At 62.3% G+C, this 25,551-nt stretch carries 21 protein-coding genes, 1 tRNA gene and 4 pseudogenes; 13 read left to right on the top strand and 13 right to left on the bottom strand.

Annotation, left to right across the window (positions count from 1 at the left end):
- Positions 1–2: 2 nt before the first annotated feature.
- Positions 3–995 carry an AraD1 family protein gene (gene araD1 / locus JFV30_RS08960; RefSeq protein WP_201123141.1) on the bottom strand — a complete coding sequence of 331 codons (993 nt, stop codon included), beginning with the start codon at positions 993–995 and terminating at the stop codon, positions 3–5.
- 21 nt (positions 996–1,016) lie between these two features.
- Entirely contained in the window at positions 1,017–2,339 is a 1,323-nt protein-coding gene (locus tag JFV30_RS08955; RefSeq protein WP_010173666.1) for an MFS transporter, read from the bottom strand.
- Positions 2,340–2,531: 192 nt separating this feature from the next.
- Between JFV30_RS08955 and JFV30_RS08950 the strand changes: the two genes are divergently transcribed.
- The 4 genes and pseudogenes from JFV30_RS08950 to JFV30_RS33590 form a co-directional block, all read left to right on the top strand.
- Positions 2,532–4,268, top strand: coding sequence for an IlvD/Edd family dehydratase (locus JFV30_RS08950; RefSeq protein WP_010173667.1), 1,737 nt, complete (start codon positions 2,532–2,534; stop codon positions 4,266–4,268).
- Between the two features lie 56 nt (positions 4,269–4,324).
- On the top strand, positions 4,325–5,047 hold the full coding sequence (locus JFV30_RS08945; RefSeq protein WP_010173668.1) for a FadR/GntR family transcriptional regulator: 723 nt from the start codon (positions 4,325–4,327) through the stop codon (positions 5,045–5,047).
- Positions 5,048–5,237: 190 nt separating this feature from the next.
- Positions 5,238–6,317 (top strand): annotated as a pseudogene (locus JFV30_RS33595) (cache domain-containing protein); the annotation flags it as partial.
- A 327-nt stretch (positions 6,318–6,644) separates the two neighbouring features.
- Positions 6,645–7,181: pseudogene (locus tag JFV30_RS33590) on the top strand (methyl-accepting chemotaxis protein); the annotation flags it as partial.
- Between the two features lie 116 nt (positions 7,182–7,297).
- Here the strand turns inward: JFV30_RS33590 and JFV30_RS33585 are convergent.
- Together JFV30_RS33585 and JFV30_RS33580 are read right to left on the bottom strand one after the other, a co-directional pair.
- Positions 7,298–7,771 (bottom strand): annotated as a pseudogene (locus JFV30_RS33585) (methyl-accepting chemotaxis protein); the annotation flags it as partial.
- Positions 7,772–7,888: 117 nt separating this feature from the next.
- Positions 7,889–8,584, bottom strand: a pseudogene (locus tag JFV30_RS33580) (PAS domain-containing protein); the annotation flags it as partial.
- Positions 8,585–8,775: 191 nt separating this feature from the next.
- On the opposite strand from JFV30_RS33580, the gene ltnD reads away from it, so the two are divergent.
- From ltnD to JFV30_RS08905, 6 genes are all read left to right on the top strand, one after another.
- Complete coding sequence (gene ltnD / locus JFV30_RS08930; RefSeq protein WP_274610272.1) at positions 8,776–9,774, top strand: L-threonate dehydrogenase; 999 nt, start codon at positions 8,776–8,778, stop codon at positions 9,772–9,774.
- Positions 9,775–9,784: 10 nt separating this feature from the next.
- Entirely contained in the window at positions 9,785–11,077 is a 1,293-nt protein-coding gene (otnK, locus tag JFV30_RS08925; RefSeq protein ID WP_201123135.1) for a 3-oxo-tetronate kinase, read from the top strand.
- Positions 11,074–11,712 carry a 3-oxo-tetronate 4-phosphate decarboxylase gene (gene otnC / locus JFV30_RS08920; RefSeq protein WP_201123133.1) on the top strand — a complete coding sequence of 213 codons (639 nt, stop codon included), beginning with the start codon at positions 11,074–11,076 and terminating at the stop codon, positions 11,710–11,712. Before otnK ends, otnC begins: the two co-directional genes overlap by 4 nt.
- A 181-nt stretch (positions 11,713–11,893) precedes the next feature.
- A complete protein-coding gene (locus JFV30_RS08915; protein WP_201123131.1) occupies positions 11,894–13,354 on the top strand; it encodes a GntT/GntP/DsdX family permease in 1,461 nt (486 codons plus the stop codon).
- A 21-nt stretch (positions 13,355–13,375) separates the two neighbouring features.
- The gene (gene otnI / locus JFV30_RS08910; protein ID WP_201123129.1) at positions 13,376–14,158 is read left to right on the top strand and encodes a 2-oxo-tetronate isomerase; all 783 of its coding nucleotides are present in this window, start codon (positions 13,376–13,378) and stop codon (positions 14,156–14,158) included.
- 70 nt (positions 14,159–14,228) lie between these two features.
- On the top strand, positions 14,229–15,299 hold the full coding sequence (locus JFV30_RS08905; protein WP_201123127.1) for an alpha/beta fold hydrolase: 1,071 nt from the start codon (positions 14,229–14,231) through the stop codon (positions 15,297–15,299).
- Here the strand turns inward: JFV30_RS08905 and JFV30_RS08900 are convergent.
- Both JFV30_RS08900 and JFV30_RS08895 read right to left on the bottom strand, forming a co-directional pair.
- Entirely contained in the window at positions 15,296–16,117 is an 822-nt protein-coding gene (locus JFV30_RS08900) for a DeoR/GlpR family DNA-binding transcription regulator (protein WP_010173681.1), read from the bottom strand. The genes JFV30_RS08905 and JFV30_RS08900 overlap by 4 nt on opposite strands.
- A 116-nt stretch (positions 16,118–16,233) precedes the next feature.
- Positions 16,234–17,361, bottom strand: coding sequence for an alpha/beta hydrolase (locus JFV30_RS08895; RefSeq protein ID WP_201123126.1), 1,128 nt, complete (start codon positions 17,359–17,361; stop codon positions 16,234–16,236).
- Positions 17,362–17,525: 164 nt separating this feature from the next.
- Here JFV30_RS08895 and JFV30_RS08890 point away from each other — a divergent pair, with 164 nt between their 5' ends.
- Positions 17,526–18,365 (top strand): EcsC family protein, encoded by an 840-nt coding sequence (locus JFV30_RS08890; protein WP_178120991.1) that lies wholly within the window; start codon positions 17,526–17,528, stop codon positions 18,363–18,365.
- A 67-nt stretch (positions 18,366–18,432) separates the two neighbouring features.
- On the opposite strand, the gene JFV30_RS08885 is transcribed toward JFV30_RS08890, so the two are convergent.
- From JFV30_RS08885 to JFV30_RS08865, 5 genes are all read right to left on the bottom strand, one after another.
- Positions 18,433–18,508 (bottom strand) — tRNA-Gly (locus tag JFV30_RS08885).
- Positions 18,509–18,571: 63 nt separating this feature from the next.
- Positions 18,572–19,132: a CDP-diacylglycerol--glycerol-3-phosphate 3-phosphatidyltransferase gene (gene pgsA, locus JFV30_RS08880; RefSeq protein ID WP_003208929.1), complete on the bottom strand. Its 561-nt coding sequence runs from the start codon at positions 19,130–19,132 to the stop codon at positions 18,572–18,574.
- 32 nt (positions 19,133–19,164) lie between these two features.
- Positions 19,165–21,003, bottom strand: coding sequence for an excinuclease ABC subunit UvrC (gene uvrC / locus JFV30_RS08875; RefSeq protein WP_029616035.1), 1,839 nt, complete (start codon positions 21,001–21,003; stop codon positions 19,165–19,167).
- A gap of 1 nt (position 21,004) precedes the next feature.
- The gene (gene gacA / locus JFV30_RS08870; RefSeq protein WP_008436066.1) at positions 21,005–21,646 is read right to left on the bottom strand and encodes a response regulator transcription factor GacA; all 642 of its coding nucleotides are present in this window, start codon (positions 21,644–21,646) and stop codon (positions 21,005–21,007) included.
- A gap of 151 nt (positions 21,647–21,797) precedes the next feature.
- The gene (locus JFV30_RS08865; protein WP_201123123.1) at positions 21,798–22,163 is read right to left on the bottom strand and encodes a helix-turn-helix domain-containing protein; all 366 of its coding nucleotides are present in this window, start codon (positions 22,161–22,163) and stop codon (positions 21,798–21,800) included.
- An 81-nt stretch (positions 22,164–22,244) separates the two neighbouring features.
- Between JFV30_RS08865 and JFV30_RS08860 the strand changes: the two genes are divergently transcribed.
- Positions 22,245–22,487 carry a DNA-binding protein gene (locus tag JFV30_RS08860; protein ID WP_010173691.1) on the top strand — a complete coding sequence of 81 codons (243 nt, stop codon included), beginning with the start codon at positions 22,245–22,247 and terminating at the stop codon, positions 22,485–22,487.
- A 64-nt stretch (positions 22,488–22,551) separates the two neighbouring features.
- Here the strand turns inward: JFV30_RS08860 and JFV30_RS08855 are convergent, their stop codons facing one another.
- Both JFV30_RS08855 and JFV30_RS08850 read right to left on the bottom strand, forming a co-directional pair.
- Positions 22,552–22,986: a GNAT family N-acetyltransferase gene (locus JFV30_RS08855; protein ID WP_201123121.1), complete on the bottom strand. Its 435-nt coding sequence runs from the start codon at positions 22,984–22,986 to the stop codon at positions 22,552–22,554.
- Positions 22,987–22,999: 13 nt separating this feature from the next.
- Entirely contained in the window at positions 23,000–23,752 is a 753-nt protein-coding gene (locus JFV30_RS08850; protein WP_201123119.1) for a carbon-nitrogen hydrolase family protein, read from the bottom strand.
- 619 nt (positions 23,753–24,371) lie between these two features.
- On the opposite strand from JFV30_RS08850, the gene JFV30_RS08845 reads away from it, so the two are divergent.
- Entirely contained in the window at positions 24,372–25,448 is a 1,077-nt protein-coding gene (locus JFV30_RS08845) for a 3-deoxy-7-phosphoheptulonate synthase (protein ID WP_201123117.1), read from the top strand.
- Positions 25,449–25,551: the final 103 nt, after the last annotated feature.

Genomic DNA, 25,551 nt, shown 5'->3' with positions numbered 1-25,551 from the left:
CTTTAAAGAATGCCTACGCCGGCGGGGGCCACGACGCTATCGGCCACTGCGATGCCGTTGATCAGGGGCGCGCCGAATTCGGCCTGGCTGATTTCAAAAACATCCCCGGGCCGGGTACGAATGCCTTCGGCAAACGACAGGGTTGCCGTGCCAAAGAAGTGGATATGCACATCCCCCGGGCGCAGGAACTGGGTGTATTTGAAGTGGTGGTATTCAAGGTTTTCCAGGCTGTGGCACATGTTGGCCTCGCCGCTGAGGAATTCGCTCTGCCACAGCACCTCGCCGTTGCGCACGATGCGACTGGTGCCCGCCAGGTGCTGGGGCAGTTCACCCAAACGCAGCTCGGGCCCGTAGCTGCAACTGCGCAGTTTGGAGTGGGCCAGGTACAGGTAATTCTTGCGTTCCATCACATGGTCGGAAAACTCGTTGCCCACCGCGTAGCCCAGCCGGTAGGGCTTGCGGTCCTGGCCAATCACATACAGCCCGGCGATTTCCGGCTCTTCGCCGGCGTCTTCGGCAAATGCCGGCACCGGGAACGGCTGACCCGGGCGCACCACGACGCTGCCATCCCCCTTATAGAACCACTCCGGTTGCACACCCACCTCGCCAGAAGCGGGTTTGCCGCCCTCCACGCCCCATTTGAAGATGCGCATGCTGTCGGTCATCGCGCGCTCGTCACCGGCCTGCTGGTGCATTTTGTCCCGCGCCGACGCGCTGCCCAGGTGGGTCAGGCCGGTACCGCTGACCAGCATGTGCGCCGGGTCCGGGTGATCCAGTGGCGGCAGGATCCGCTGCCCGGCCAGCAACTCGGCATAGTCGTGGCTGGCCCCGAGCCCGAGGCGCTCCACCTGCTGGTGCAAGGTGACGCCGGCCTCGATGGCGGCGAGTGCCAGGTCGCGTACCGTGCGCGCGGTTTGCACCTCGCGTACCTGCCCGCCCTCGACCACGCCCACCCGGCGTTCGCCGTTGTTCAATTCAAACTGCACTAAACCCATGAGTGTTCTCCTGATTGCCAATTAAGTACGCGTGGCGCCGCGGGCGCTGGCGGCGAACTGGTCGGGCGGCAGCACGTGCTTGCGCTCCAGCAGCCGATAGACCACGCCGGTCAGCACCACCCCCAACACCATCACGCACGCCAGGAAGTACAAGCCCGACGCGAGATTGCCGGTGTACTCCTTGAGGGCGCCGATCACGAACGGGCCGATGTAGCCGCCGAGGTTGCCCACCGAGTTGATCAAGGCGATGCCCGCCGCCGCACTGGCGCCGGCAAAGAACCGTCCCGGCAAGGTCCAGAACACTGCCGTGCAAGAGAACAGCGCGAATGCCACCAGGCACAGCGCTGCCAGTTGCCACAGCGGCGCCGTCAGCCAGGCGCTGAAGAACAGGCCGATGGCGCCCAACACGTAAAGCACCGCGAGGTGGCCATAGCGATCATTCAGGCGGTCGGAACTGCGCGGGACGATCAGCAAACCGATGATCCCGAAGATGTAGGGCACTGCCGACACGAACCCGGTGGTCAGGTCGCTGCCGCCGAACTGTTTGATCAGGGTCGGCAACCACAGGCCCAGGCCATAAATACTCAAGGTCACCGGCAGGTAGAACAGCGCCAGCAGCAGCACGCGTTTGTCTTTCAGCGCGTGCAGCGGGTTGCCGTGCCGGGTCTGGCCGTAGGCTTGCAGGTCTTTGGCCAGCTCGCCGGTGAGCCAATCCTTCTCGGCCTGGTCCATCCACCGGACCTGCTGCGGGCCGTCCGGCAGGTAACGCAACACCGGCCAGGTCAGCAGGATCGCCGGGGTGCCGATGACGATGAATAACCACTGCCAGCCGTGCAGGCCGAGGATCCCGTCCATGCCGAGCAAACCGCCCGCCACGGGGCCGGTGATCATCATGGCGATGGGTTGGGACAGGATGAACAGCCCGAGGATCTTGCCGCGGTGGCGTACCGGGAACCATTGGGTGATGTAGTAGAGGACGCCCGGGAAGAACCCGGCTTCGGCCGCGCCCAGCAGAAAACGCATCACATAGAAACTGTGGGGCCCCTGGACGAACGCCATGCCAATGGTGATGGCGCCCCAGGTGACCATGATCCGCGCAAACCAGCGCCGAGCACCAAAACGGTCGAGCATCAGGTTGCTGGGGATTTCGAGAAGGAAGTAGCCAATAAAGAACAGCCCTGCCCCCAAGCCATACGCCGCATCACCGATGCCGACATCCGCACCCATGTGCAATTTGGCGAAGCCCACGGCCGAGCGGTCCACGTAGGCAATCAGGTACAGCAGGATCAGGAAGGGAATCAGTTTGAGCGTGATGCGACGTATCAGCCGCTGTTCCTGGCTCATGCGGGCAGTCTCCGATTGTTATTTTTATAGAGCGTTGCGGGTCGCCTCTCGCGGAAAACCGCCAGGGCCAGGCCTCGTTGAATCGGACTATATAGTATTACTATTTAATCAACAACACTTCCAAACCGGGGAATTTACGCCTATGTTAAGCCAAGATTAGATCAATATAGTCTTACAATAAGAGAACACATCATGTCCGAGAAAAAGCCCGTCCTGCGCTCCGCCAGCTGGTTTGGTACTGCCGATAAAAATGGCTTCATGTACCGCAGCTGGATGAAAAATCAGGGGATTGCCGATCATCAGTTCCATGGCAAGCCGATCATCGGGATCTGCAACACCTGGTCGGAGCTGACGCCCTGCAACGCGCACTTCCGCCAGATTGCCGAGCATGTGAAACGCGGGGTGATTGAAGCCGGTGGCTTTCCGGTGGAGTTCCCGGTGTTCTCCAACGGCGAATCGAACCTGCGCCCCACCGCCATGCTCACCCGCAACCTGGCCAGCATGGACGTGGAGGAAGCCATTCGCGGCAACCCCATCGACGGCGTCGTGCTGCTGACCGGCTGTGACAAAACCACCCCGGCGCTGCTGATGGGCGCGGCCAGTTGCGACGTGCCGGCGATCGTCGTCACCGGCGGGCCGATGCTCAACGGCAAGCACAAGGGCCAGGACATCGGCTCGGGCACCGTGGTGTGGCAGCTCAGCGAACAGGTCAAGGCAGGCACCATCACCCTGGACGATTTCCTCGCGGCCGAAGGCGGCATGTCGCGCTCGGCGGGTACCTGCAACACCATGGGCACCGCCTCGACCATGGCCTGCATGGCCGAAGCACTGGGCACTTCCCTGCCCCACAACGCGGCGATTCCGGCGGTGGATGCGCGCCGTTATGTGCTGGCGCACATGTCTGGCATGCGTGCGGTGGAGATGGTGCGCGAAGACCTCAAGCTGTCGAAGATCCTGACCAAGGAAGCCTTTGAAAATGCGATTCGCGTCAACGCAGCCATCGGCGGCTCGACCAACGCGGTGATTCACTTGAAAGCCATCGCCGGGCGCATCGGCGTCGAGCTCGACCTGGACGACTGGACCCGCATGGGCCGCGGCATGCCGACCATCGTCGACCTGCAACCGTCCGGGCGCTTCCTGATGGAAGAGTTCTACTACGCCGGCGGCCTGCCGGCGGTGCTGCGCCGCCTCGGGGAAGCCAACCTGATCCCGCATCCGAACGCCTTGACCGTCAACGGCAAGTCCCTCGGCGAAAACACCAGGGAGGCACCAATCTACGGACAGGACGAAGTGATCCGCACCCTCGACAACCCGATCCGCGCCGACGGCGGCATCTGCGTGCTGCGCGGCAACCTCGCTCCCCTGGGTGCGGTGCTCAAGCCTTCGGCGGCCAGCGCTGAACTGATGCAACATCGCGGGCGCGCGGTGGTGTTCGAGAACTTCGACATGTACAAGGCACGGATCAACGACCCGGAACTGGACGTGGATGCCAACTCGATCCTGGTGATGAAAAACTGCGGCCCCAAGGGTTACCCGGGCATGGCGGAAGTGGGCAACATGGGCTTGCCGGCCAAACTGCTGGCCCAGGGTGTGACGGACATGGTGCGTATTTCCGATGCGCGCATGAGCGGTACCGCCTACGGCACCGTGGTGCTGCACGTGGCGCCGGAGGCGGCGGCCGGCGGGCCGTTGGCCACGGTGAAAGAAGGCGACTGGATCGAACTCGATTGCGCCAACGGGCGCCTGCACCTGGACATCCCGGACGCCGAACTGGCAGCACGCATGGCTGACCTGGCGCCGCCACAGCAGTTGATTGTGGGCGGTTACCGGCAGCTGTACATCGACCACGTATTGCAGGCAGACCAGGGCTGCGACTTCGACTTCCTGGTGGGCTGCCGGGGTGCCGAAGTGCCGCGTCATTCCCACTAATTGGGACGGGAGGAATGCTATGATGCCGCCAATTTCGCCAGAGTAGCCTTCCTGTTATGGATCAGCAGCCGACCAAGCCGCGCAAGAGCATGCACGCCCAAATCGTTCAGGACTTGGGCATGCACATCGTTTCCGGACGCTTCAAGCCCGAAGAACGACTGCCCATGGAGGCAAGCCTGTGCGAGGAATACAAAGTCAGCCGGTCGGTCTTGCGTGAAGCGACTCGGGTGCTGAGCGCCAAGGGCCTGGTGATCTCCAAGCCGAAGGTCGGCGCAGTGGTAAGGCCACGGGCGCAGTGGCACTTGCTGGACCCGGACGTGCTGTCCTGGCTGATGCAGTCGACGCCCCACAGCGAGTTTTTCAACACCCTGGCCGGTGTTCGGCGGATTTTGGAGCCGGAAATCGCCGCCATGGCCGCGACGACCGCCACCGACGCCGACATCGCCACCATCGAAAAAGCCTACCTCGGCATGGAGACCGCGAACACCCACGACGCGCTGTTACAGGCCGACCTGGACTTCCACCGAGCGATTGCCGACGCGACCCGCAACGACCTGCTCGCCTACATGTGCAACATGCTGTCGCTGCCGCTGCGCGAATCGATCAACATCACCAACCGCCGCCCGGACATCCAGGGCCTGAGCCTGCCCCGGCACAAGGCGATCCTCACCGCGATCCAGAACCGCGACGCCCTCGGCGCCCGGCATGCGTCCCTGGTGCAGCTGGATGACACACGCGTGGCACTGGACACGGTGATGAATGTGCTGACCCCGCTGTAACGCGGGGCTTGGCCCCATCGCACCCTCCTGCCCTTCCCCGCTTAAACACCCCCTCCAGCCTCAAGTGCGCGCCCCCGCAGTCGATATACAGGGGGTACGCATGGCTAACACCGCCCCACCACAACACATGCGACGCTCGACCCAACTGTTTTCTCCTTGCCAAAAACTATAAATACCCGCGGGTGAAGTCATGAATATCAAGCAGAAGCTGACCTGGGCCTTTGCGGCCATCGCGTGCCTGCCGGTCATCCTGGTGGCCGTGCTCGTCGTACTGAATGTGCGCGACGGGGCCCTGGCCAATTTCCTCGACAGCAGTGGTCGCGAGATCCGCCAGATCGACAATGGCATGAAGCAGTTCTTCGACGGCATCAGCCAGAACGTCGACTATGTGGCCAAAGACCCGCGCGTTGTCGCGGCCAAGGACCTCAAGAGCTACGCCGGCGCCGACGCCGCGCAAATCCCGCTGACCCCAACCAACAAAGACCTGCTGGCGATTTTCGACCAGTTCGCCAAAAGCCATCCGAGCACCGCCTACCTGTCCCTGGGCCTGAGCGACGGCGGCTACGCCAGTTGGCCTGACGACACCAAACTGAACAACTACGACCCGCGTGTGCGCCCCTGGTACAAAGCCGCCATCGCCGCGCCCGGCACCACCGTGCGCACCGGCGCCTACTACTGGGCACCGGACGATGTGGTGTTGATCGGCACTGTGCACACCGTCGCCGACGCCACCGGCAATATCCTGGGGGTGGTTGGCCTGGATGTATCCCTCAAGCAACTCACTGAACTGGTGCGCAACATCAAGCTGGGCGACAGCGGCTACCTGATGCTGGTGGAGGCCAACGGCAACGTGCTGGTGGACCCGAGCGACGCCAAGCACAACTTCAAGCCCCTCGCCGACCTGGGCTCCAACTACGCCGAACTGGCCAAGCGCGGCGATGGCGTGACCCAGGTGGAGATTGACGGCGTGCCGTACATGGCCAACGTGGTCAGCTCCCAAGGCCTGGGCTGGCGCTTTATCGGGCTGATCAAGCGTGACGAAGTGATGGCCGGCGCGACGCGCCTGACCTGGCTGATCGTCGCCATCGCGGCGGCATTGGCGGTGGTCTTCGCCATCGTCGGCGCCAGCTTCGCCCGGGTGATCGTGCGCCCGATTCGTGGCGTGGCCGACGGCCTGCAGGAAATCGCCGAAGGTGAAGGCGACCTCACCCGCCAACTCAAGGTCCAGGGCAAGGACGAAACCGCCAGCCTGGCCGGCTGGTTCAACCAGTTCCTGAGCATGATCGCGCAGTTGGTGCAACGTATCGGCAACGCCTCGTCCGACTTGCAAACCGCGGCGGCCGACACCCGTGAAGTCGCACACAACATGAACCAGGCCGCCGGCCGTCAGCGCGAAGCCGTGGAGCTGGTGAGCACCGCGTTCAACGAAATGGTGGCCACCGCCAACGAAGTCGCCCGTTCGTGCAGCGCGGCGGCCTCGAGCGCCGACGAAGGTTATCGGGATGTGCACGATGGCCAGCAGCACATCGGCGAAGCCACCGGTAGCGTGCTCAAGCTGAGCGAAGACCTGCAAAAGTCGACCCAGACCATGCAGCTGCTCGAACAGGACAGCAAGAACATCAACACCATCCTCGACACGATTCGTTCGATTGCCGAGCAAACCAACCTGCTGGCCCTCAACGCGGCCATCGAAGCCGCACGGGCCGGTGACCAGGGCCGTGGGTTTGCGGTGGTGGCCGACGAAGTCCGTGCCCTCGCCCGACGCACCGCCGACTCCACCGGCGAGATCGACAGCCTGCTGGGCAACCTCGCCCGCCGCACCCAGGAAGTCACCCTGCAGATGCAAGGCAGCCTGCAGGTCTCCCACACCAGCGTGGAACGCATCCAGCAGGCCCGCGACAGCTTCGACAAGATCCGTGGCTCGGTGGACTCGATTCGCGACCAGAATACCCAGATCGCCACGGCCGCCGAGGAACAGCATCAGGTGGCCGAAGAGATCAACCGGCACATCGCGCAGATCCATGCCGATGCCCAGCTGGTGGAAGGCTTTGCTCATTCGGCGCAGACCGGCTCCGGGCGGTTGACGGATATTTCCGGCCAGCTCAAGGGCCTGGTAGGTCGATTCAAGTTCTAAGCATTTCGCTGCGGGTAATCCCTGAGCCGCACACCGCGCCGGCAAAAAAACGCCACTCAATGAGTGGCGTTTTTCATACCCTGTTCAACGTCAAGACCCAGGCCCGGCTCGAAGCGTTACCCCACCCAACTGATCGCAGTCTTTGGGATCACCTCGGACTCATCCAGCTTGGAAGCAAACATGCTCACCGCCTCGACCGCATCGCTGGTGCCATTGCGAATCTGCAAAATCACCGAGCCGGCTTGATCGGCCAGGGTAACGCCGCGCTGCGCGCCTTCCTGGGTGGCATTCATGCTGACGACGGCGTCGCGTGTCTCGGCGAGTATCTTGCTGATCATCTCGGAAATTTCCGCCGTCGAACGACTGGTGCGCCCCGCCAGTTGCCTGACCTCGTCGGCAACGACTGCAAACCCGCGCCCTTGATCCCCCGCGCGGGCGGCCTCAATGGCCGCGTTGAGTGCCAGCAGGTTGGTCTGGTCGGCGATCCCGCGAATGGTGTTGACGATCGCCGTAATCTGCTCGGAGCGATCGCCCAGTTGCCCCACCAACCGCGCAGACGCACCGATATTGTCGGCAATTCGGCGCATCTCGCTGGCCGTCTCTTGAATGACCTGAGTGCCCTGCTCGGCAAACTTCTCAGTCTCGGCAGAGATATGGTAAGCCCGAGAGGCTCCGCGGGAATCGGCCTCGAATTTCTCGACCCGCTCGGTGATATCGCTGGCGAACTTGACGACCTTGGTTAACTGGCCGTCGGCGTCATAGACCGGGTTATAGCTTGCCTCCAGCCACACGACGCGACCGTGCTTGCCGAGGCGCTTGAATTGCCCGCTGAAAAACTCACCCGCATTGAGGCGACGCCAGAAGTCCGAGTACTCACTGCTGTTAACAAGGCCGGGTTCGCAAAACAGGCGGTGATGCTTGCCCTGAAGTTCCGCCATCCCATAACCCATGACATTCAGAAAGTTTTCGTTGGCGACCAATACATTGCCGCTCAGGTCGAACTCGATCACCGCCATGGCTCGGTCCAGCGCCACGAGCTTGCTGCGGGTAGCGGCCTCCTGCGCCACTTTGTCGGTGACGACAAGCGCGTACTTGACGATCTTCAACACCTGGCCACGCTCATCCAGCACCGGGTTGTAACTGGCTTCCAGCCAGACCGTCTGCCCCTCTTTGTTGACCCGCTGAAACGTGCCGGAGACGAACTTGCCGGCCCGAAGCTCCGCCCAGAACTGGCTGTACGCCGCGCTGTTCGTCAACGCTGGCAAACAAAAGTCCCGGTGTGACTTTGCGCTCCATTCATCCGCGCGATATCCCAACGCCTGCAAGAAATTTTCGTTGGCGCGAAGCACCTTGCCGTTCAAGTCGAACTCGACCACGGCCATGGAGCGCTCAAGTGCAGCCATCAATCCTTTGTACCCTGCAACATCGGCCGTCCTGGCCGCCAGTTCCGTTTTTAACGTTTTATTGAACATGACGTACCCCTTCAGAGCAGTGGACTCTAAAGGCGCTATCGGCTGTCAGGCACGGAACTAAACACAGCCCGCTGACTTTTCATTTGACGTCAATTTAACGACTGCGCCACCAATGTTAAAATATGTTATTTGAAAAAATAACTTCACATAATCTGATCACTGGTGGATTATCAGGCCTACACGCAACACACCCTGACCACAGAACAGGAACCCCCATGAATAATAAAAACGTAGGCGTTATCGGACTGGGCGCGATGGGCCTGGGCATTGCCCGCTCGTTGCTGCGCAACGGCTTCAATGTGCATGCCTGTGACGTGCGCGAAGCCGTCACCCAACAGTTCGCCAGCGAGGGCGGCGTGGCCTGCAGTTCACCCGCCCATATGGCAGGTGAATGCGATGTGATCATCACCGTGGTGGTGAATGCCGAACAGACCGAGACCGTGTTGTTTGGCGAGCACTCCGCTGCCGCTGCATTGCGCCCGGGAAGCCTGGTGATTGGCTGCGCCACGGTGGCACCGACCTACGCCGTGGAGCTGGGCAAGCGCCTGGCCGATGCCGGGTTGCTGTACCTCGACGCCCCTATCTCCGGGGGTGCCGCTAAGGCCGCCGCCGGCGAAATGACCATGATGACGTCCGGCCCGACCGAGGCCTATGCCAAGGCTGACGACGTACTCGCGGGCATGGCCGGCAAGGTCTATCGCCTGGGCGACGTGCATGGCCTGGGCTCCAAGGTCAAGATCATCAACCAGTTGCTGGCGGGCGTGCACATTGCGGCCTCCGCCGAAGCGATGGCGCTGGGGCTGCGCGAAGGGGTCGACGCCGACGCCTTGTATGAGGTGATCACCCACAGCGCCGGCAATTCCTGGATGTTCGAGAACCGCGTGCCGCACATTCTCAAGGCCGATTACACGCCGTTGTCCGCCGTGGATATTTTCGTCAAGGACCTGGGCCTGGTGCTGGATACCGCACGCGCCAGCAAGTTTCCGCTGCCATTGTCGGCCACCGCTCACCAGATGTTCATGCAGGCCTCCAGCGCGGGGTTCGGGCGCGAGGACGATTCAGCCGTCATCAAGATTTTCCCGGGCATCGAACTGCCGGTTGCCAAGCCTGACTCCGTATAAGGACCGCTTCATGAACCGACCTGCCGCACGCCCTTTGCTGGGCTGCATCGCCGACGATTTCACCGGGGCCACCGACCTCGCCAACATGCTGGTGCGCGGCGGAATGCGTACCGTGCAGAGCATTGGCATCCCGAGCGACGAAGTCGCGGCCGGGCTGGACGCCGATGCCATCGTCATTGCCCTGAAATCCCGCACCCTGCCCGTTGCAGAGGCCGTCGCCGACTCATTGGCAGCCCTGCAATGGTTGCGCGCACAGGGTTGCGAGCAGATTTTCTTCAAGTACTGCTCCACGTTCGACTCAACCTCCGCTGGCAATATCGGCCAGGTCAGCGAAGCCCTGCTCAAGGCGCTGGGCGGTGATTTCACCCTCGCCTGCCCGGCGTTTCCGGAAAACGGCCGGACGATCTTCCGAGGCCACCTGTTCGTACACGACCAATTACTCAATGAGTCGGGCATGCAGCACCATCCGCTGACCCCGATGACCGATGCCAACCTGGTGCGCGTGCTGCAATCGCAAACCTCACGCACCGTCGGCCTGCTGCGCTACGACAGCATCGCCCAGGGCGTTGCGCAGGTGCGCGAGAAGATCGCCGAGCTGCGCGCCCAGGGTGTCGGCATGGCGGTTGCCGATGCCCTGTCCGACCAGGACCTTTATACCCTCGGCGCTGCCTGCGCCGACTTGCCGCTACTGACCGGCGGCTCGGGCCTGGCCCTGGGGCTTCCGGAAAACTTCCGCCGTGCCGGCAAGCTGCGCGACTTCGACCCGGCCTCGCTGCCAACGGTGGAAGGCGGCGAAGTGGTACTGGCTGGCAGTGCGTCGATCGCCACCAACGGTCAGGTAGCGGCCTGGATCGAAGCCGGGCGGCCGGCGCTGCGCATCGATCCACTGGCCCTGGCAGCCGGTGAGCCAGTGGTGGCAAACGCCGTGGCCTTTGCACGCCACCAGCCACACACCGTATTGATCTACGCCACCAGTACACCGGACGAGGTCAAGGCGGTCCAGCAGCAACTGGGCGTCGAGCGTGCCGGCGAGCTGGTGGAGAACGCTCTGGGCGCCATCGCCCAAGCCCTGCGCGACAGCGGTGTGCGGCGCTTTGTGGTGGCCGGCGGTGAAACCTCCGGCGCCGTGGTGAAAGCCCTCGGCGTGCACCTGTTGCAGATTGGCGCACAGATCGACCCCGGCGTGCCGGCCACGGTGAGCAACACTGCCGAGCCGCTGGCGCTGGCCCTCAAGTCCGGCAACTTCGGCGGCCGGGACTTTTTCGACAAGGCGCTGAAGCAATTGGCCGGAGGTGCGCAATGAGTCGCGAAAACGCTCTGCGCGAGGAGATTTGCACGGTCGGGCACAGCCTCTACCAGCGTGGGTTCACCGTGGGCAGCGCCGGCAATATCAGCGCCCGGCTCGATGACGGCTGGCTGATCACCCCCACCGACGCCTGCCTGGGGCGCCTGGACCCAACGACCATTGCCAAGGTCGACCTGGCGGGCAAATGGGTCTCGGGGGACAAGCCGTCGAAGACCCTGGCCCTGCATCGCCAGGTCTACGACCGCAACCCCGGGGTCGGTGGCGTGGTGCATACCCATTCCACCCACCTGGTGGCCCTGACCCTGGCCGGCGTGTGGAGCCAGGACGACATCCTGCCGCCGCTCACGCCGTATCAGGTGATGAAGGTCGGCCATATCCCGCTGATCAACTACCAACGTCCCGGCGCACCCAATGTCGCCGAACAGGTGGCCCAACTGGCCAACCGTGTGCGCGGCGTGATGCTCGAGCGACTGGGCCCGGTGGTCTGGGAAAGCTCCGTGTCCAGGGCCAGCTATGCCCTGGAAGAACTCGAAGAAACCGCACGACTCTGGCTGATGAGCAACCCGCGACCGGCGCCACTGGGCCAGGCCGCACTGGACGAACTGCGGGAGACGTTCGGCGCCCAGTGGTAGGCGCCGGGATTTACCCGCAACCCCTTGATGCACGCCTTCGCGACAAGGTTGCCACGCTGTCGCGACAACGTGCCTGAACAATAAAAACAACAGGACATTCCAGCATGACCCAGCCCTACTGCAGTGTTGACGCTTACCGTGTCGTTCACCCTTCACACGTTCGACGCGACGGGTGGATGCGATGAGCCCGCTTATTCTGATGGCAACCGCCGGTCTCGGGATCGCGCTCCTGCTGTTCCTGGTCCTCAAATACAAGTTCCAGCCGTTTGTGGCGTTGATGCTGGTGAGCATCCTGGTGGCTTTGGTCGCCGGGGTGAAACCGGCCGACCTGGTCGCCACCATCGAAGGCGGGATGGGCAAGACCCTCGGCCACATTGCAATCATCATCGCCCTGGGCGCCATGATCGGGCGCATCATCGAACTCTCCGGCGGCGCCGAGGCGCTGGCGAAAACCCTGATCGAACGCTTCGGCAACCGGCGCACACCGCTGGCGCTGACCATTGCCGGCTTCATCATCGGCGTGCCGGTGTTCTTCGAAGTGGGGGTGATCATCCTGATGCCGCTGGCGTACGGTGTCGCCCGCCGCGCGCGCAAACCGCTGCTGATGTTTGCCTTGCCGATGTGCGCGGCATTGCTCACGGTGCATGCGTTCCTGCCACCCCATCCGGGTGCCGTGGCGGCCGCCAGCCAATTGGGCGCCGACCTCGGCCGGGTACTGATGTTCGGGCTGCCGCTCACGGCATTCCTGTGCTACGTCGGCTACTGCGTGGCGGGGCGCATGACGCGGCGTTTCTACCCGATGTCCGATGATATCCGTGCAGAAGTGTACGGGCCGCACGTGACCAACGATGACCTGCGCGCCTGGCACGAAGGCAATGCCCGGAACGTCGAACAGGCTGCCGGTGCCGTCGCACACATGGGCCTGGAAGAATCCACCAGCAGCATCGTGGCCAAGCTGCCACCCGCCCCGGCGCCGGGTTTCGGGCTGATCGTCAGCCTGATCCTGTTGCCCATCATTCTGATTCTGCTGGGCACGCTGGCGACGTCATTGCTGCCCATCGAATCGACCCTGCGGGCGATCATGACCGTGCTCGGCGCACCGCTGGTGGCGCTTCTGCTCGACACCTTGCTGTGTGCCTGGTTACTCGGCTCCCGTCGCGGCTGGAGCCGTACCCAGGTGTCCGATGTGATCGGCTCGGCATTGCCCGGCGTGGCCATGGTGATCCTGATCGCGGGCGCCGGCGGTGTGTTCGGCAAGGTGCTGGTGGACACCGGGATTGGTGCAGTGGTCTCCGACCTGCTGCGCACCACCGGGCTGCCGGTGCTGGCGCTGGGCTTTTTGCTGACCATGCTGCTGCGCGCGGTGCAGGGTTCGACCACCGTGGCGCTGGTGACGACTGCGGGTATCATCAGCCCGTTGATCGCCACGCTCAACCTCACGCCCAACCATATGGCGCTGCTGTGCCTGGCCATGGGCGGTGGCGGGCTGGCGATGTCGCACATCAACGACGCGGGTTATTGGATTTTTACTAAACTGGCCGGGCTCAACGTGGCTGACGGCCTGCGCACCTGGACGGTGATCACCACCCTCCTGGGCACCCTGGGCTTCCTTATCACCCTGTTGATCTGGCCTTTTGTCTGATCGCTTTTACCAGGAGTTCACATGCCTCGCTTTGCTGCCAACCTGAGCATGCTCTACCCCGAACATCCGTTTCTGGAGCGCTTCGCCGCGGCCGCTGCCGATGGTTTTGAAGCGGTGGAATACCTCTTTCCCTATGAATACAGCCCACAGGAACTGCAACAACGCCTGACCGACAACGGCCTGGTACAAGCCCTGTTCAACGCGCCGCCCGGTGACTGGGCGGCGGGCGAGCGCGGCATCGTGACCTTGCCGGGGCGCGAGGACGAGTTTCGCGCCGGCTTCGACCAGGCGCTGGAATACGCGGCCGTGCTGGGCAATACCCGCGTCCACGTGATGGCCGGTTTGCTGCCGTCGGAAAGCGACCGTGCCCGTCACCATGGCGTGTACCTGGAGAACCTCGCCTACGCTGCCGCCCAGGCGCAGCAGGCCGGTATCACGGTACTGCTGGAACCGATCAACACCCGGGACATGCCGGGGTTTTTCCTCAACCGCCAGGACCAGGCACAGGCCATCTGCAAGGAAGTCGGCGCCAGCAACCTGAAAGTGCAGTTCGACTGCTATCACTGCCAGATCGTCGAGGGCGACCTGGCCGTCAAGCTGCGTCGCGACATGGGCGGCATCGGCCATATCCAGATTGCCGGTGTGCCTGACCGGCATGAGCCGAACCTTGGGGAGCTGAATTACCCTTACCTGTTCGAGCTGATCGACGAACTGGGGTATGACGGATGGATTGGCTGCGAATACCGACCGCGCGGCGACACCTCGGCCGGCCTGCAATGGCTGCGGGACTGGAAGGCACGTTAAGCCAATGCGACCCTCCCCTGCGCGCCGCTCGCGCAGGGGCTCCCAGAACAAAAACAACAGGACACTTCCCATGCAGCGCTTCGCTTCCCGGCCCGCTATCGGGCTGCTGTTTTCGCTGATCGTTACCGGTTCCACTGTGAGCGCCGCGCCGTTGCCGGCCGCGACCGAAGGTGACTGGGTAGCCCCCGAGTTCACCTTCCATACCGGTGAAAAGCTCGCCAACCTGAAACTGCACTACATCACCCTTGGCAACCCGAAGCACCCGGCCATCCTCTACCTGCACGGCACCTATCGGCCCGGCAGTGATGTGTTGAGCAAGGATTTCGGTGGCGAACTGTTCGGCCCCGGGCAGCCGCTGGACGCCAGCAAGTACTACATCATTTCCACCGACGGGATTGGTGTCGGCCAATCGAGCAAACCCTCGGACGGCCTGCGCGCCAAATTCCCCGAATACAACTACACGGACATGGTCCAGGCCCAGTACCGGCTGGTCACCGAGGGCCTGGGGGTCAAGCACCTGCGGCTGATCATCGGCAACTCCATGGGCGGCATGCAGACCTGGATGTGGGGGCAGACCTGGCCACAGATGATGGACGCCCTGGTGCCTATGGCCTCACAACCCACCGAGATGTCGTCACGCAATTGGATGATGCGCCGGCTGCTGGTGGAGTCGATCAAACAGGACCCGGCCTGGAACAACGGCAACTACAGCGTGCAACCACCGTCCTTGCGCCTGGCGAATGCACTGTTCAGTGTCGGCACCAGCGGTGGCACCCTGGCCTATCAGGCGGCGGCGCCTACCCGGGCCCTGGCCGACAAGTTGGTGGATGAGCGCCTCAACGCGCCGCAAACCGGCGACGCCAATGACTTTATCTACCAGTGGCAATCATCGGCCGACTACGACGCAACGCCAGGCCTGGGCAAAATCCAGGCTCCGGTGCTGGTCATCAACTCGGCGGACGACGAACGCAACCCACCGGAAACCGGTCGCCTGGAAGCCTCGCTGCGGGAACTCAAGGATGCTCGGTTGCTGCTGATTCCGGCCAGCGCCGAAACCCGCGGCCACGGCACCACCGGCATGGCGAAATTCTATGCGAACGCGTTGGGGCAGTTCATGCAGCAGACCGAAAAAGCGCGCTAGGCCTGCTCGGGGTCGGACGGCAACATCAGTTCGACCCCTTGCTTGCGGATGCCGTCTGCCGCGGCGGGCGCCAACGCTGCATCACTGATGACGATATCGAACTGCTCAAGCCCGGCGATCTTGTACATGCTGAAGGTGCCGTACTTGGAACTGCTGGCCACCAGCACCACTTGCGACGCCGACTGCATGGCAACCTGCTTGACCTCCACCTTCAGCGCCGAAGGGGTGGTGATTCCACGCCGCAAGTCCCAGGAGCTGGTGGAGATGAAGGCGATGTCGGTGACCACCTGGCGCAGGGTGGCCACCGCCAGCCCGCCGACACACGAATGGTTGGAGTGATCCAACTGCCCACCCGTGTGAATCACCGTGACTTGCGGGGCGTCCATCAGCGCCTGCACCACGCCGAAGTCGTTGGTCACCACCGTCATGCCGGCGAGTGCCTTGATGTAAGGCACGATCTCCAGCGTACTGGTGCCGGCGTCCAGGTAAACCGTCATGTCCGCACGCAGCAAACGCGCGGCAAGCCTGGCCATGGCTTGCTTTTGCGGCAACTCGACCACGGCCTTGAGCTGATGGCTCGGCTCGCTGTGAAGTTGACTGGCAATGCGCACCCCGCCGGTGACCGAATACGCCCGGCCTTCCTGTTCCAGCAACGCAATATCGCGCCGCACCGTCATGTGCGAGCAGTCGAACATCTCCATCAACTGATGAACACTCATCACTTGATGCTTGCGTAACTGACGCAGTATCAGCTCACGGCGCTGATCAGGAATCATCGGTGCGCCGCTCTCGGCGGTGATGTCCTTCTGGCTTGGCATTCAAGGCTCCAACGGATACGGCGGGTAGGGTTCGGGTGAACCACATAGTAGCGAATCCACTGCAGCCCGCGCGAGCCTGGCAGAAAAAGCAGTCGCCGCAAGACGCATGACCTGTGCTACTTCAACCGCCCCGCCTCACCCAGCCAGCCTGGCGCGCCGTTGTGCAACCACTCAGTGGCCGCGGGATTGTGTTTGATGCGGCTGTCCAGAAACGCCACGCCAATGGCCTGGATCGCAGCCACTTGCTTGGGGTCTGGCGCCGGCTCGCCTGCCATCGGGCTACCGCCACCGGGCCTGGAACCATGCTTGTGCCCTCGGCCTTTGGGGGCATCACCGGAGGCATCAGCGCCCTTGTCAGCCTTTTTTGCCGGTCGGCTGAACAGTTCGCTACCCGACAAGGTCTTGTGGGTCGCACTGTTCAACTCCAACTGGACACTGCCGGCCACCGTCACCGACTCGCCCAGCACTTCTCGCTGGCGATAAGAACTGACCCAGTTGAACGGGTCTTCATCCTGCTGCCCGGTCATCGACAGCACGGGCGCCGATATCCGGGCGAACCGGTCTGGCCGGGCATCGGCGTCCACATAAGGGCTGAGCAGCAACAGCGCCCGGGGCTGAATCGCGACGCCCGACGCAGCGCCAGGCTCCAGCGCGCCGGCGAGTGCTTCTGCGGTCTGTGTGCCTAAATCAAAGCCGGCCACCACCACCTGGTTCCAGTCGATGGCAGCCAGCTGCGGGTCACCTTTGGCGGCCCGCGCCCGAACCTCGGCCAGGACTTTCTGCAACGTAGACAGCCTGTCCCGCAAGGAGGCGGCGGAGTAATGACCGCTCGCCATCCCGCGAAAATCGCCATACAACGCCTGCTGCGAGGCGAACACCGACGGGTCATGGGCGTGCCCCTGAACCGACAGCACCCCATAGCCGGCCTGCGCCCACGCCTTGCGCCACGCCACCCCGCCCGAGGCCGACTCACCCAAACCGGGCAAGTAAATAATCAGCGGCAAGCGCTCATGGGTCACCGGCGCCAGCCACGCAACCTCCACCGCTTGCTGGTCGAACTGCCAGGTTGCGCCCCAGCCGGCGGTTTCGTAGCGGGACGGTTGATACGCGGTGCTCAGCTCTTTGTTGACCCGCTCGCTGAATGCGGCTCGCGGGTTTGGCGGGTCGCCCGCGCAACCCGCGATCAATCCCAGGCTACCCACCAGGGCGCCCACAGCCAGCCAGTACCGAGGTTGAAGGTTCATTCGATGCACACCGTCGTTCAGATCAAGATGACTGGCAGCCTAACCGAGCCGCTGGCGAAGAAAGCACTCGCTCAGGTAAAGAATGGGTAAAGCGTGACGGCACGATGGCCCTCCTCGCGGGTCTTTGTTTTTATGAGAGCCAGAAAAACTTCAAGGAGACGCCCGTGAGCATCAAAGACCACCCCGAGGACTACCAGGATCTCAAGCGGGCCGTCGGCTTGCTGGAGTCCCCCTCCCTGACGGCCAGGCTGTCCGGCATGATCGGCTCCCCCATCGAAAGTGCGGTAAAGGCACTGCCCGCCGTGGTTTCAAAAAGGATCAACGGCGCTGTGGCAGCGGCACTGCAATCCTCCGCTGATGCAGCGCTGTGGAGCCTGGAGAACAACCCGAAAAAGTCCGCCTCGACCCGCTGGCACAAGGTTTATGCGGCAACCTCGGGCGCCATTGGCGGAGCCTTCGGTGTTGCGGCGTTGTTTATCGAGCTGCCGATCTCCACCACCATCATGATGCGCTCGGTGGCCGACGTAGCGCGCAGCGAGGGATTTGACCTGGCAGACTTTGCCACCAAGCAGGCGTGCATCGAAGTGTTTGCCATGGGCGGCGCCAGCCAGGCCGACGATGCCACCGAGACGGGCTACTACATCACCCGCAGTTTCACCACCCAGGCCATGCAACAGCTGTCGAAGGAACTCGCGGGGATCGCCGCCAAGCAGGGCTCAAAGGCCATCGGCAGCCTGTCGCCTGGGCAAGCCGGAAAATGGCTGGCGATCCTGATCGACAAAGTCGCGACACGTTTCGGCTTTACCATCTCCAGCAAGTTCGCGGCGCAGGCCGTTCCCGTGATGGGCGCCTTTACCGGGGCGACGATCAATGCCCTGTTCACCCATTTCTATCAGGACATGGCGCGGGGGCACTTCATCGTCAAACGGCTTGAAGAGAAATATGGTTTTGAGCAGATCAAGGAAGCGTACATGGCCATCAAGGCGGTGCCTCGGGTCAGCTAGAGACCGGGCCACTGGAATAAAAAAGGCAAAAAAAAGCGCCACTCAATGAGTGGCGCTTTTTAATATTTGGAGCGGGAAACGAGACTCGAACTCGCGACCCCGACCTTGGCAAGGTCGTGCTCTACCAACTGAGCTATTCCCGCGTCTTGGTGATGCGCATTCTATAGAATCCTCATCACCCGTCAACCCCTTGATTCAAAAAAGTTTTATTTCTTTTCAACCTCGGTGCGCAGATGCGGCCAGGCGGCGCGCAAATATTGCAGCATGGACCACAAGGTCAGGCCTGCGGCAATCAGCAGCAAGGCGTAGCCCAGCAGTACCCAGAAGGAGAAGTCCGACGGGTTGGCCAGCAGGATCACCAGGGCGAGCATCTGCGCCGCGGTTTTCCATTTGCCCATGTTGGACACGGCCACATGGGCACGGGCGCCGATTTCGGCCATCCATTCCCGCAGGGCCGAAACGACGATCTCACGACCGATGATCACGGCCGCCGGCAAGGTCAGCCAGAGGTTGCCGTGTTCCTGCACCAGCAGCACCAGGGCTACCGCTACCATCAGTTTGTCGGCCACCGGGTCGAGGAACGCGCCAAACGGCGTGCTCTGTTCCAGGCGGCGGGCCAGGTAGCCGTCCAGCCAGTCGGTGGCAGCCGCGAAGGCGAAGACCGAACTGGATGCCATGTAGCTCCATTCGTACGGCAGGTAAAACAGCAAAATGAAAATTGGAATGAGCAGGACGCGTAGTACGGTGATCAGATTAGGGATATTCATCGGCACAACTGGCTACGAGGTGAGAAGGCATTCTACTCGCTGTGCAGATTTGCATAAATCAACTCTGCGAGCTTTTTACTGATACCGGGAGCTTTGGCTATTTCTTCGATGCTGGCACGGGACAGCTCCTGCAAGCCACCAAAATGTTTTAACAGGTCACGCCGCCGTGTCGGCCCGACCCCTGCCACCCCTTCCAGGGTTGAGGTGCGCCGGGTTTTGCCACGCCGGGCACGGTGGCCGGTGATGGCGAAACGGTGGGCTTCGTCGCGGATCTGCTGGATCAGGTGCAGTGCCGGAGAGTCGCCCTTCAAGGTGAACTCATGCGCCGCATCATTCAAGTACAAGGTTTCGAAACCGGCCTTGCGGGTCGCACCCTTGGCCACGCCGAGCAGGATCAGGTCGGGGACGGCCAGTTCGTTGAGCACGTCGCGGGCCATGGACAGCTGACCCTTGCCGCCGTCCACCAGCAGAATGTCCGGCAGCTTGCCCTCGCCGTCCTTCAGTTTGCTGAAGCGGCGGGTCAGGGCCTGGTGCATCGCAGCGTAGTCATCGCCCGGGGTGACGCCTTCGATGTTGTAACGGCGGTAATCGGACTTGATCGGCCCTTCCGGCCCGAACACCACGCAGGAGGCCACGGTGGCCTCGCCGCTGGAGTGGCTGATGTCGTAGCACTCCAGGCGCTGGGGCGGTTCGTCGAGCTTGAGCACTTCGGCCAAGGCATCAAACCGTGCAGCGACGTGCTGGCGGTTGGCCAGGCGTGCGCCCAGGGCCTGTTCGGCGTTGGTCACTGCCAGCTGCTGCCAGCGGGCACGGGTGCCGCGCACGCGGTGGCTGATGTCCAGCTCGCGGCCTCGCAGTTCGTGAATCGCCTCGATCAGCGCGGGGAAGTCCTCGTGCACCACGTTGACGATCAACTCGCTCGGCAGGTCGCGCTCGGGGCTGCTGACGTAGTACTGGCCCAGGAACGCCGCCATGACTTCGGCGACCTCCTCTTCTATACCGGTCTGGGGGAAGAAGTTCTTGCTGCCCAGCACCCGCCCGCCCCGCACGCTGATCAGGTGCACACAGGCGCCGCCTGGGTTGACGAAGGCCGCGATGACATCAACGTCGCCGGTGCCGCCTTCCATGCTCTGCTGGTCCTGGACGCGGCGCAGCAGGGAAATCTGGTCACGCAGTTCTGCGGCGCGCTCGAAATCCAGGGTGCTGGCCGCTTGCTCCATGGCGCCGGACAATTCATCGGCCAGGGCATTGCTGCGACCTTCAAGGAACATCACCGAGTGACGCACGTCCTCGGCGTATTCCGCCGGCTCAACCAGGCCCACGCACGGCGCCTTGCAGCGTTTGATCTGGTATTGCAGGCACGGGCGGTTGCGGTTCTTGTAGAAACTGTCTTCGCACTGGCGCACGAAAAACGCCTTTTGCAGCAGGCTCAGGCTCTCGCGGATGGCGCCGGCGCTGGGGTAAGGCCCGAAATATTTGCCCTTCTGCTTCTTGGCACCGCGATGGATGCTCAGGCGCGGAAAGTCGCCGTCCGAGAGAAACACGTACGGGTAGGACTTATCGTCACGCAGCAGGATGTTGTAGGGCGGCCGCCATTCCTTGATCAGCGTCTGCTCAAGCAGCAGCGCCTCGGTTTCATTGGCGGTGATGGTGGTTTCGACCTGGGCGATACGCGCCACCAGCGCCGCAGTCTTCGGCGCCAGGCCCGTCTTGCGGAAGTAACTCGCCAGGCGGCTCTTCAGGTTCTTGGCTTTACCGACGTAGAGCAGGCGCGCTTCGCTGTCGAACATGCGATACACGCCGGGGCGGCCACTGCAGGTTGCAAGAAACGCACTCGGATCGAACAGGAATTTTATTTCAGGGGCTGTCATTTCAGGCGCTGGCGTCAACCATGCCGTGGCGTACCGCCAGCAGGGTCAGTTCAACATCACTGCTGATGGAAAGCTTTTCGAAAATCCGGTAACGGTAGGTGTTCACGGTTTTCGGCGACAGGCACAGCTTGTCGGAGATCGACTGGACTTTTTGGCAGCCGACAATCATCAAGGCGATCTGGATTTCCCGCTCCGACAGCGCATCGAACGGCGAGTCGCTGGTGGGCTGGAACGACTTGATCGCCAACTGCTGGGCAATCTGCGGACTGATGTAGCGTTGACCGGCAAACACCAGGCGAATGGCCTGGACCATTTCCGCCAGGCCCGCACCTTTTGTCAGATAGCCGGCAGCGCCCGCTTGTAGAAGCCGTGTAGGAAACGGATCTTCTTCACACACGGTGACTACCACGACTTTGATATCCGGATGGCTGCGCAACAACTTCGTAGTGGCGCCAAGACCGCCGATCCCGGGCATCTTGACGTCCATCAAAACCACGTCGGGCTTCAACTCCCGGGCCTTGATCAGGGATTCCTCCCCTGATTCGGCCTGGCCGACTACTTGCAGGCCATCGATGTCAGCCAGCATTCGTGTAATGCCTGTACGAACGAGATCATGGTCATCGACTACTAGCACCCTAATCAAGCAGACACCTCGCGATATGGTCTTATAGGTTGCTGAACACCTTAGCAAAAAACCAAGGCGCAGACCTAGCTGCAAGCGTCATATATATAGAGTTTCAATGCACAACAGACCGTCGCCGAACGGCTCGCGGCTTGATTTCCTGGGTAAAAGGTCAGGAATCCTGGGCCGAAGACCTGTTTTTTCCGTTGCTCAAGGCTGAATGCTCGGCCAACGTAGAGGTCAAGCGATGGATTGCGTCCTGGTCTTCCTTGAACATCGCCCGGTAGTTGCCCAGCACTTTCTCTTCAACCTGGCTGAGGTTTTCAAGTTGGGTTGGTGTTGGCGTGCCGGTTAACACGTACAGGATATCGACACCTTTTTCTGCCACGCGAGACAGGTAATCTGCCTTGGGCGCGCGACCGCCACTTTCATATTTACCCTGTGCGTTCGCCTCTACACCTCCTATTTCACCAAAACTTTTCTGCGACAGGCCGAGTCGCTCTCTTTCTTGCCTTAACCGGGAACCGATTCCACTCATTTGGATGTATGATCCTATTTGGCACACCCCAAGAGGTGACACACTCATCTCGTTTTACACAAACTTGAACGGTTTTGAACTATGCCCGGTATTCGCACTGCTGCACAAGCCAAGGCCTGGCTGGAACATCAAGGTAAGTCTGTTCAAGCGTTCGCCCGGGAACATGGCGTAGACCCGGCAACCACTTATCAAGTGCTCGCTGGGCGCAAAAAGGGACGGCGTGGAGAAGCCCACAAGGTGGCGGTCCTGTTGGGCATGAAGGACGGCATCATTATTCCAGGTGATGATGAAATCGTGAGGCAGGCGCAGGAAGTCACGTCCTGAAGTCAGTATGCGCTTATTAAAACCAAGTGCCTGTTTTCCTGAAATCGGACAAATCCGCACCTGATCACGGGCGGCAATCGCGCTCCATGCGCCAGAAGCAATCCTCCGCACCCACGATTTCCAGGCCCTTGCGCTGATAGAGCCTTCGCGCCGGGTTGGTCTTGAAAACGGTCAACCGTAAAAGACCCAGCCCCTCGGCGCGCGCCTTATACACCATCTGCTCGATGACCCAGCCGCCCGCCCCTTGATGACGAAACGCCTCAAGGATGTGCAATTCGCGGATATACAGCGCCTTTGGGTCACGACTGACACTGATAAAACCCAGCACCTCGTTATCGCGACAGATCAGCCAATTCTCCCGACCGGCCCAGGCGGTATCAAACCCGGCATCAGACCACGAAAGATCGTATTGGCGATAATAGTTGCCCATGGCCTGATGGGTCAGGGTTCGGGCGAAGGCCAGGTGTTGGCTGGTCGCTGCCTGCAGTTGAAACGCCATGGGCCTGCGCTCCCTAAATCACCACCTGTTCCCCGTGCCACTGGCCGGCGGTGTTGCGACGTGCGATCACCAACGCATCGCCTACACCCGGGCTGGCGGCGATCAAACCGCCATCTGCGCCCCAGATTGCGCTGCGCCCGGCGCACGTCCAGCCACCGGATGGGCCGCCGTGATTGGCCATCAGTACCACCATCCCATGCTCGGCCGCGTAGCCCTGAAGCAAGGTTGTGTCCGCAGCGTAGCCGCCTTCGCTGATCAGCACACCGGCGGCGTAGATATTCGCCCCCGCCTCGGCCGCCTGCCGGGGATGGCTGGCGTGGGAGAAATCTGCGCATACCGCCAGGGCGATCCGGTCGCCACCCCATTCAAGGGCCGCACCGCCCTGCCCCGCGGTAAACGCTACTTCTTCGCCAGGGTGCAGATGCTGCTTGGTGTACACCGCCAGCGAGCCGTCCGGGCCCAGCACCAGCGCGCCGATCAACACCTCACTCACCGCCCCTTGGCGAATCGGCATGCCCACCACGGCGGTGATGCGCAGCTCACGCGCCATCTCCCGCAGCGGCGCCAGCACTTCATCGTGCGGCGCAATCGCCAGCCCGGCGGCCAACGCCGGTTCATAGCCGGTCAGGGACAGCTCCGGAAACACCAGCAATTGCACACCGTGCTCCGCCGCGATACGCATGAATGCCAGGTGATGCGCGATGTTGGCGGGCAAGTCGCCCGCAATGGAAACGGTTTGGGCAGCAGCAATCGTCAAGACAGTCATGGTCGCATCCAGGCAATCATCGTGAAGTCCGTGCAGCATATCGACACTTGGGTCATAGCCGTAAGTACCCCGCCTCGATAGAAATTACTGATTGAATCCGCCCACTCGCCTCAGTTAAGCTCCACCCATCATTTGGAGAAACACCATGTTGCAACTCACCCACACTCAGGTTTGCCCTGCTGCCAGCGCCCAGCGCTCGGTCGTGGCTACCCGTGTGAGCGGTTTGAGCGCACTGGTCAGCTTTTATTTTGGGTATTGGTTTAGCCACTGGCGCGCCTGATACCTGAAATCGGCGCCCACTACTCAAGGGGTCGCCTACCAGAGAAATCTAAACCCCCGGTCGGCTCCCCGACCGGGGGTTTTGTTTTTTCAGCCCTTATTATTTTTGCCACACACCGAACACTTAAAGGACTCACGACATGAACTACGCCACCTATTACCGCTACGACACCTCCACCGCCTGGCGATTTAGCAAGCTCCGTTCGGGACAGCCTGCCGCCTCCGATCGGTCACCTATTGGTGGCAAGCCAACACACGTAGCCAATACGGCCAATTGTCGAACACCCCAGTAGGGCCGAGCGTGCGGGAACAGCCCGCCGCTTGCCCAGGAAGCCAGAATATGAACTCTTCGATCGCCGCTCTGCCTGTTTCTACCCTGTCCTGCGCCAATGAAGCGCTGACCCAGCGTTTGCCCAGTTCTCTGGAGCTCAAGCACCAACTGCCCCTGAGCCCGTTCCTCAACGAACAAATCCACGCCCATCGCCAAGCCGTGCGCGCCATCCTCAAGGGCGAAGATTCACGCCTGCTGGTGATCGTCGGCCCGTGCTCGATCCACGACCCGGAATCGGCCATGGAATACGCCCGCAACCTGAAAAAACTGGCCCATGAAGTCAGTGACCAGATGCTGCTGGTGATCCGCGCCTACGTCGAAAAACCCCGCACCACCATCGGTTGGAAAGGCCTGGCCTACGACCCGCGCCTGGATGGCAGCGACGACATGGCCGCCGGCCTGAGCCTGTCCCGGGAACTGATGCGTGAAATGCTGCGCCTGGGCTTGCCGGTCGCCACCGAGTTGCTGCAACCGATGGCTGCCGGCTACTTCGATGACCTGCTGAGCTGGGTCGCCATTGGCGCACGCACCACCGAATCGCAGATCCACCGCGAAATGGCCAGCGGCCTCGGCATGCCGGTGGGCTTCAAGAACGGCACCGACGGCGGCGTCGCCATCGCCTGTGACGCCATGCGCTCCGCCGCTCACCCGCACCGCCACTTCGGTGTCGACAGCCAGGGGCATCCGGCGATCATTCAGACCCCGGGCAACCCCGACACACACCTGGTGTTGCGCGGCGGCCACCGTGGGCCGAACTACGATCGCCAGAGCGTGGCTCAGGTTCACGCCGACCTGGCCAAGAGCAAAGTCGCACCACGGATCATGGTCGACTGCAGCCACGCCAACAGCGGCAAAGACCCGTTGCGCCAACCGGCGGTGTTCAACGACGTGCTGGAGCAACGCTTGCAGGGGGACACCTCGCTGATCGGCATGATGATCGAAAGCCACCTGTTCGAAGGCTGCCAACCGTTGAGCCCGTCAATGAAATACGGCGTGTCGATCACCGACGGCTGCCTGGGCTGGGACGGCACCGAGCAGTTGCTGCGCAGTGCTGCCGAGCGGTTGCGGGCACAGAGTCCCGCCTGACAATGAAGATCAAATGTGGGAGCGGGCTTGCTCGCGAATGCGGTGGTTCAGCCAGCACATGCATCAACTGACACACCGCTTTCGCGAGCAAGCCCGGCTCCCA

Origin of the sequence: Pseudomonas sp. TH32 (assembly GCF_016650855.1) — a bacterium.
Lineage (GTDB): Bacteria > Pseudomonadota > Gammaproteobacteria > Pseudomonadales > Pseudomonadaceae > Aquipseudomonas.
The sequence above is the reverse complement of the archived record's forward strand: the minus strand, read 5'-3'. Positions and strand labels throughout refer to the sequence as shown.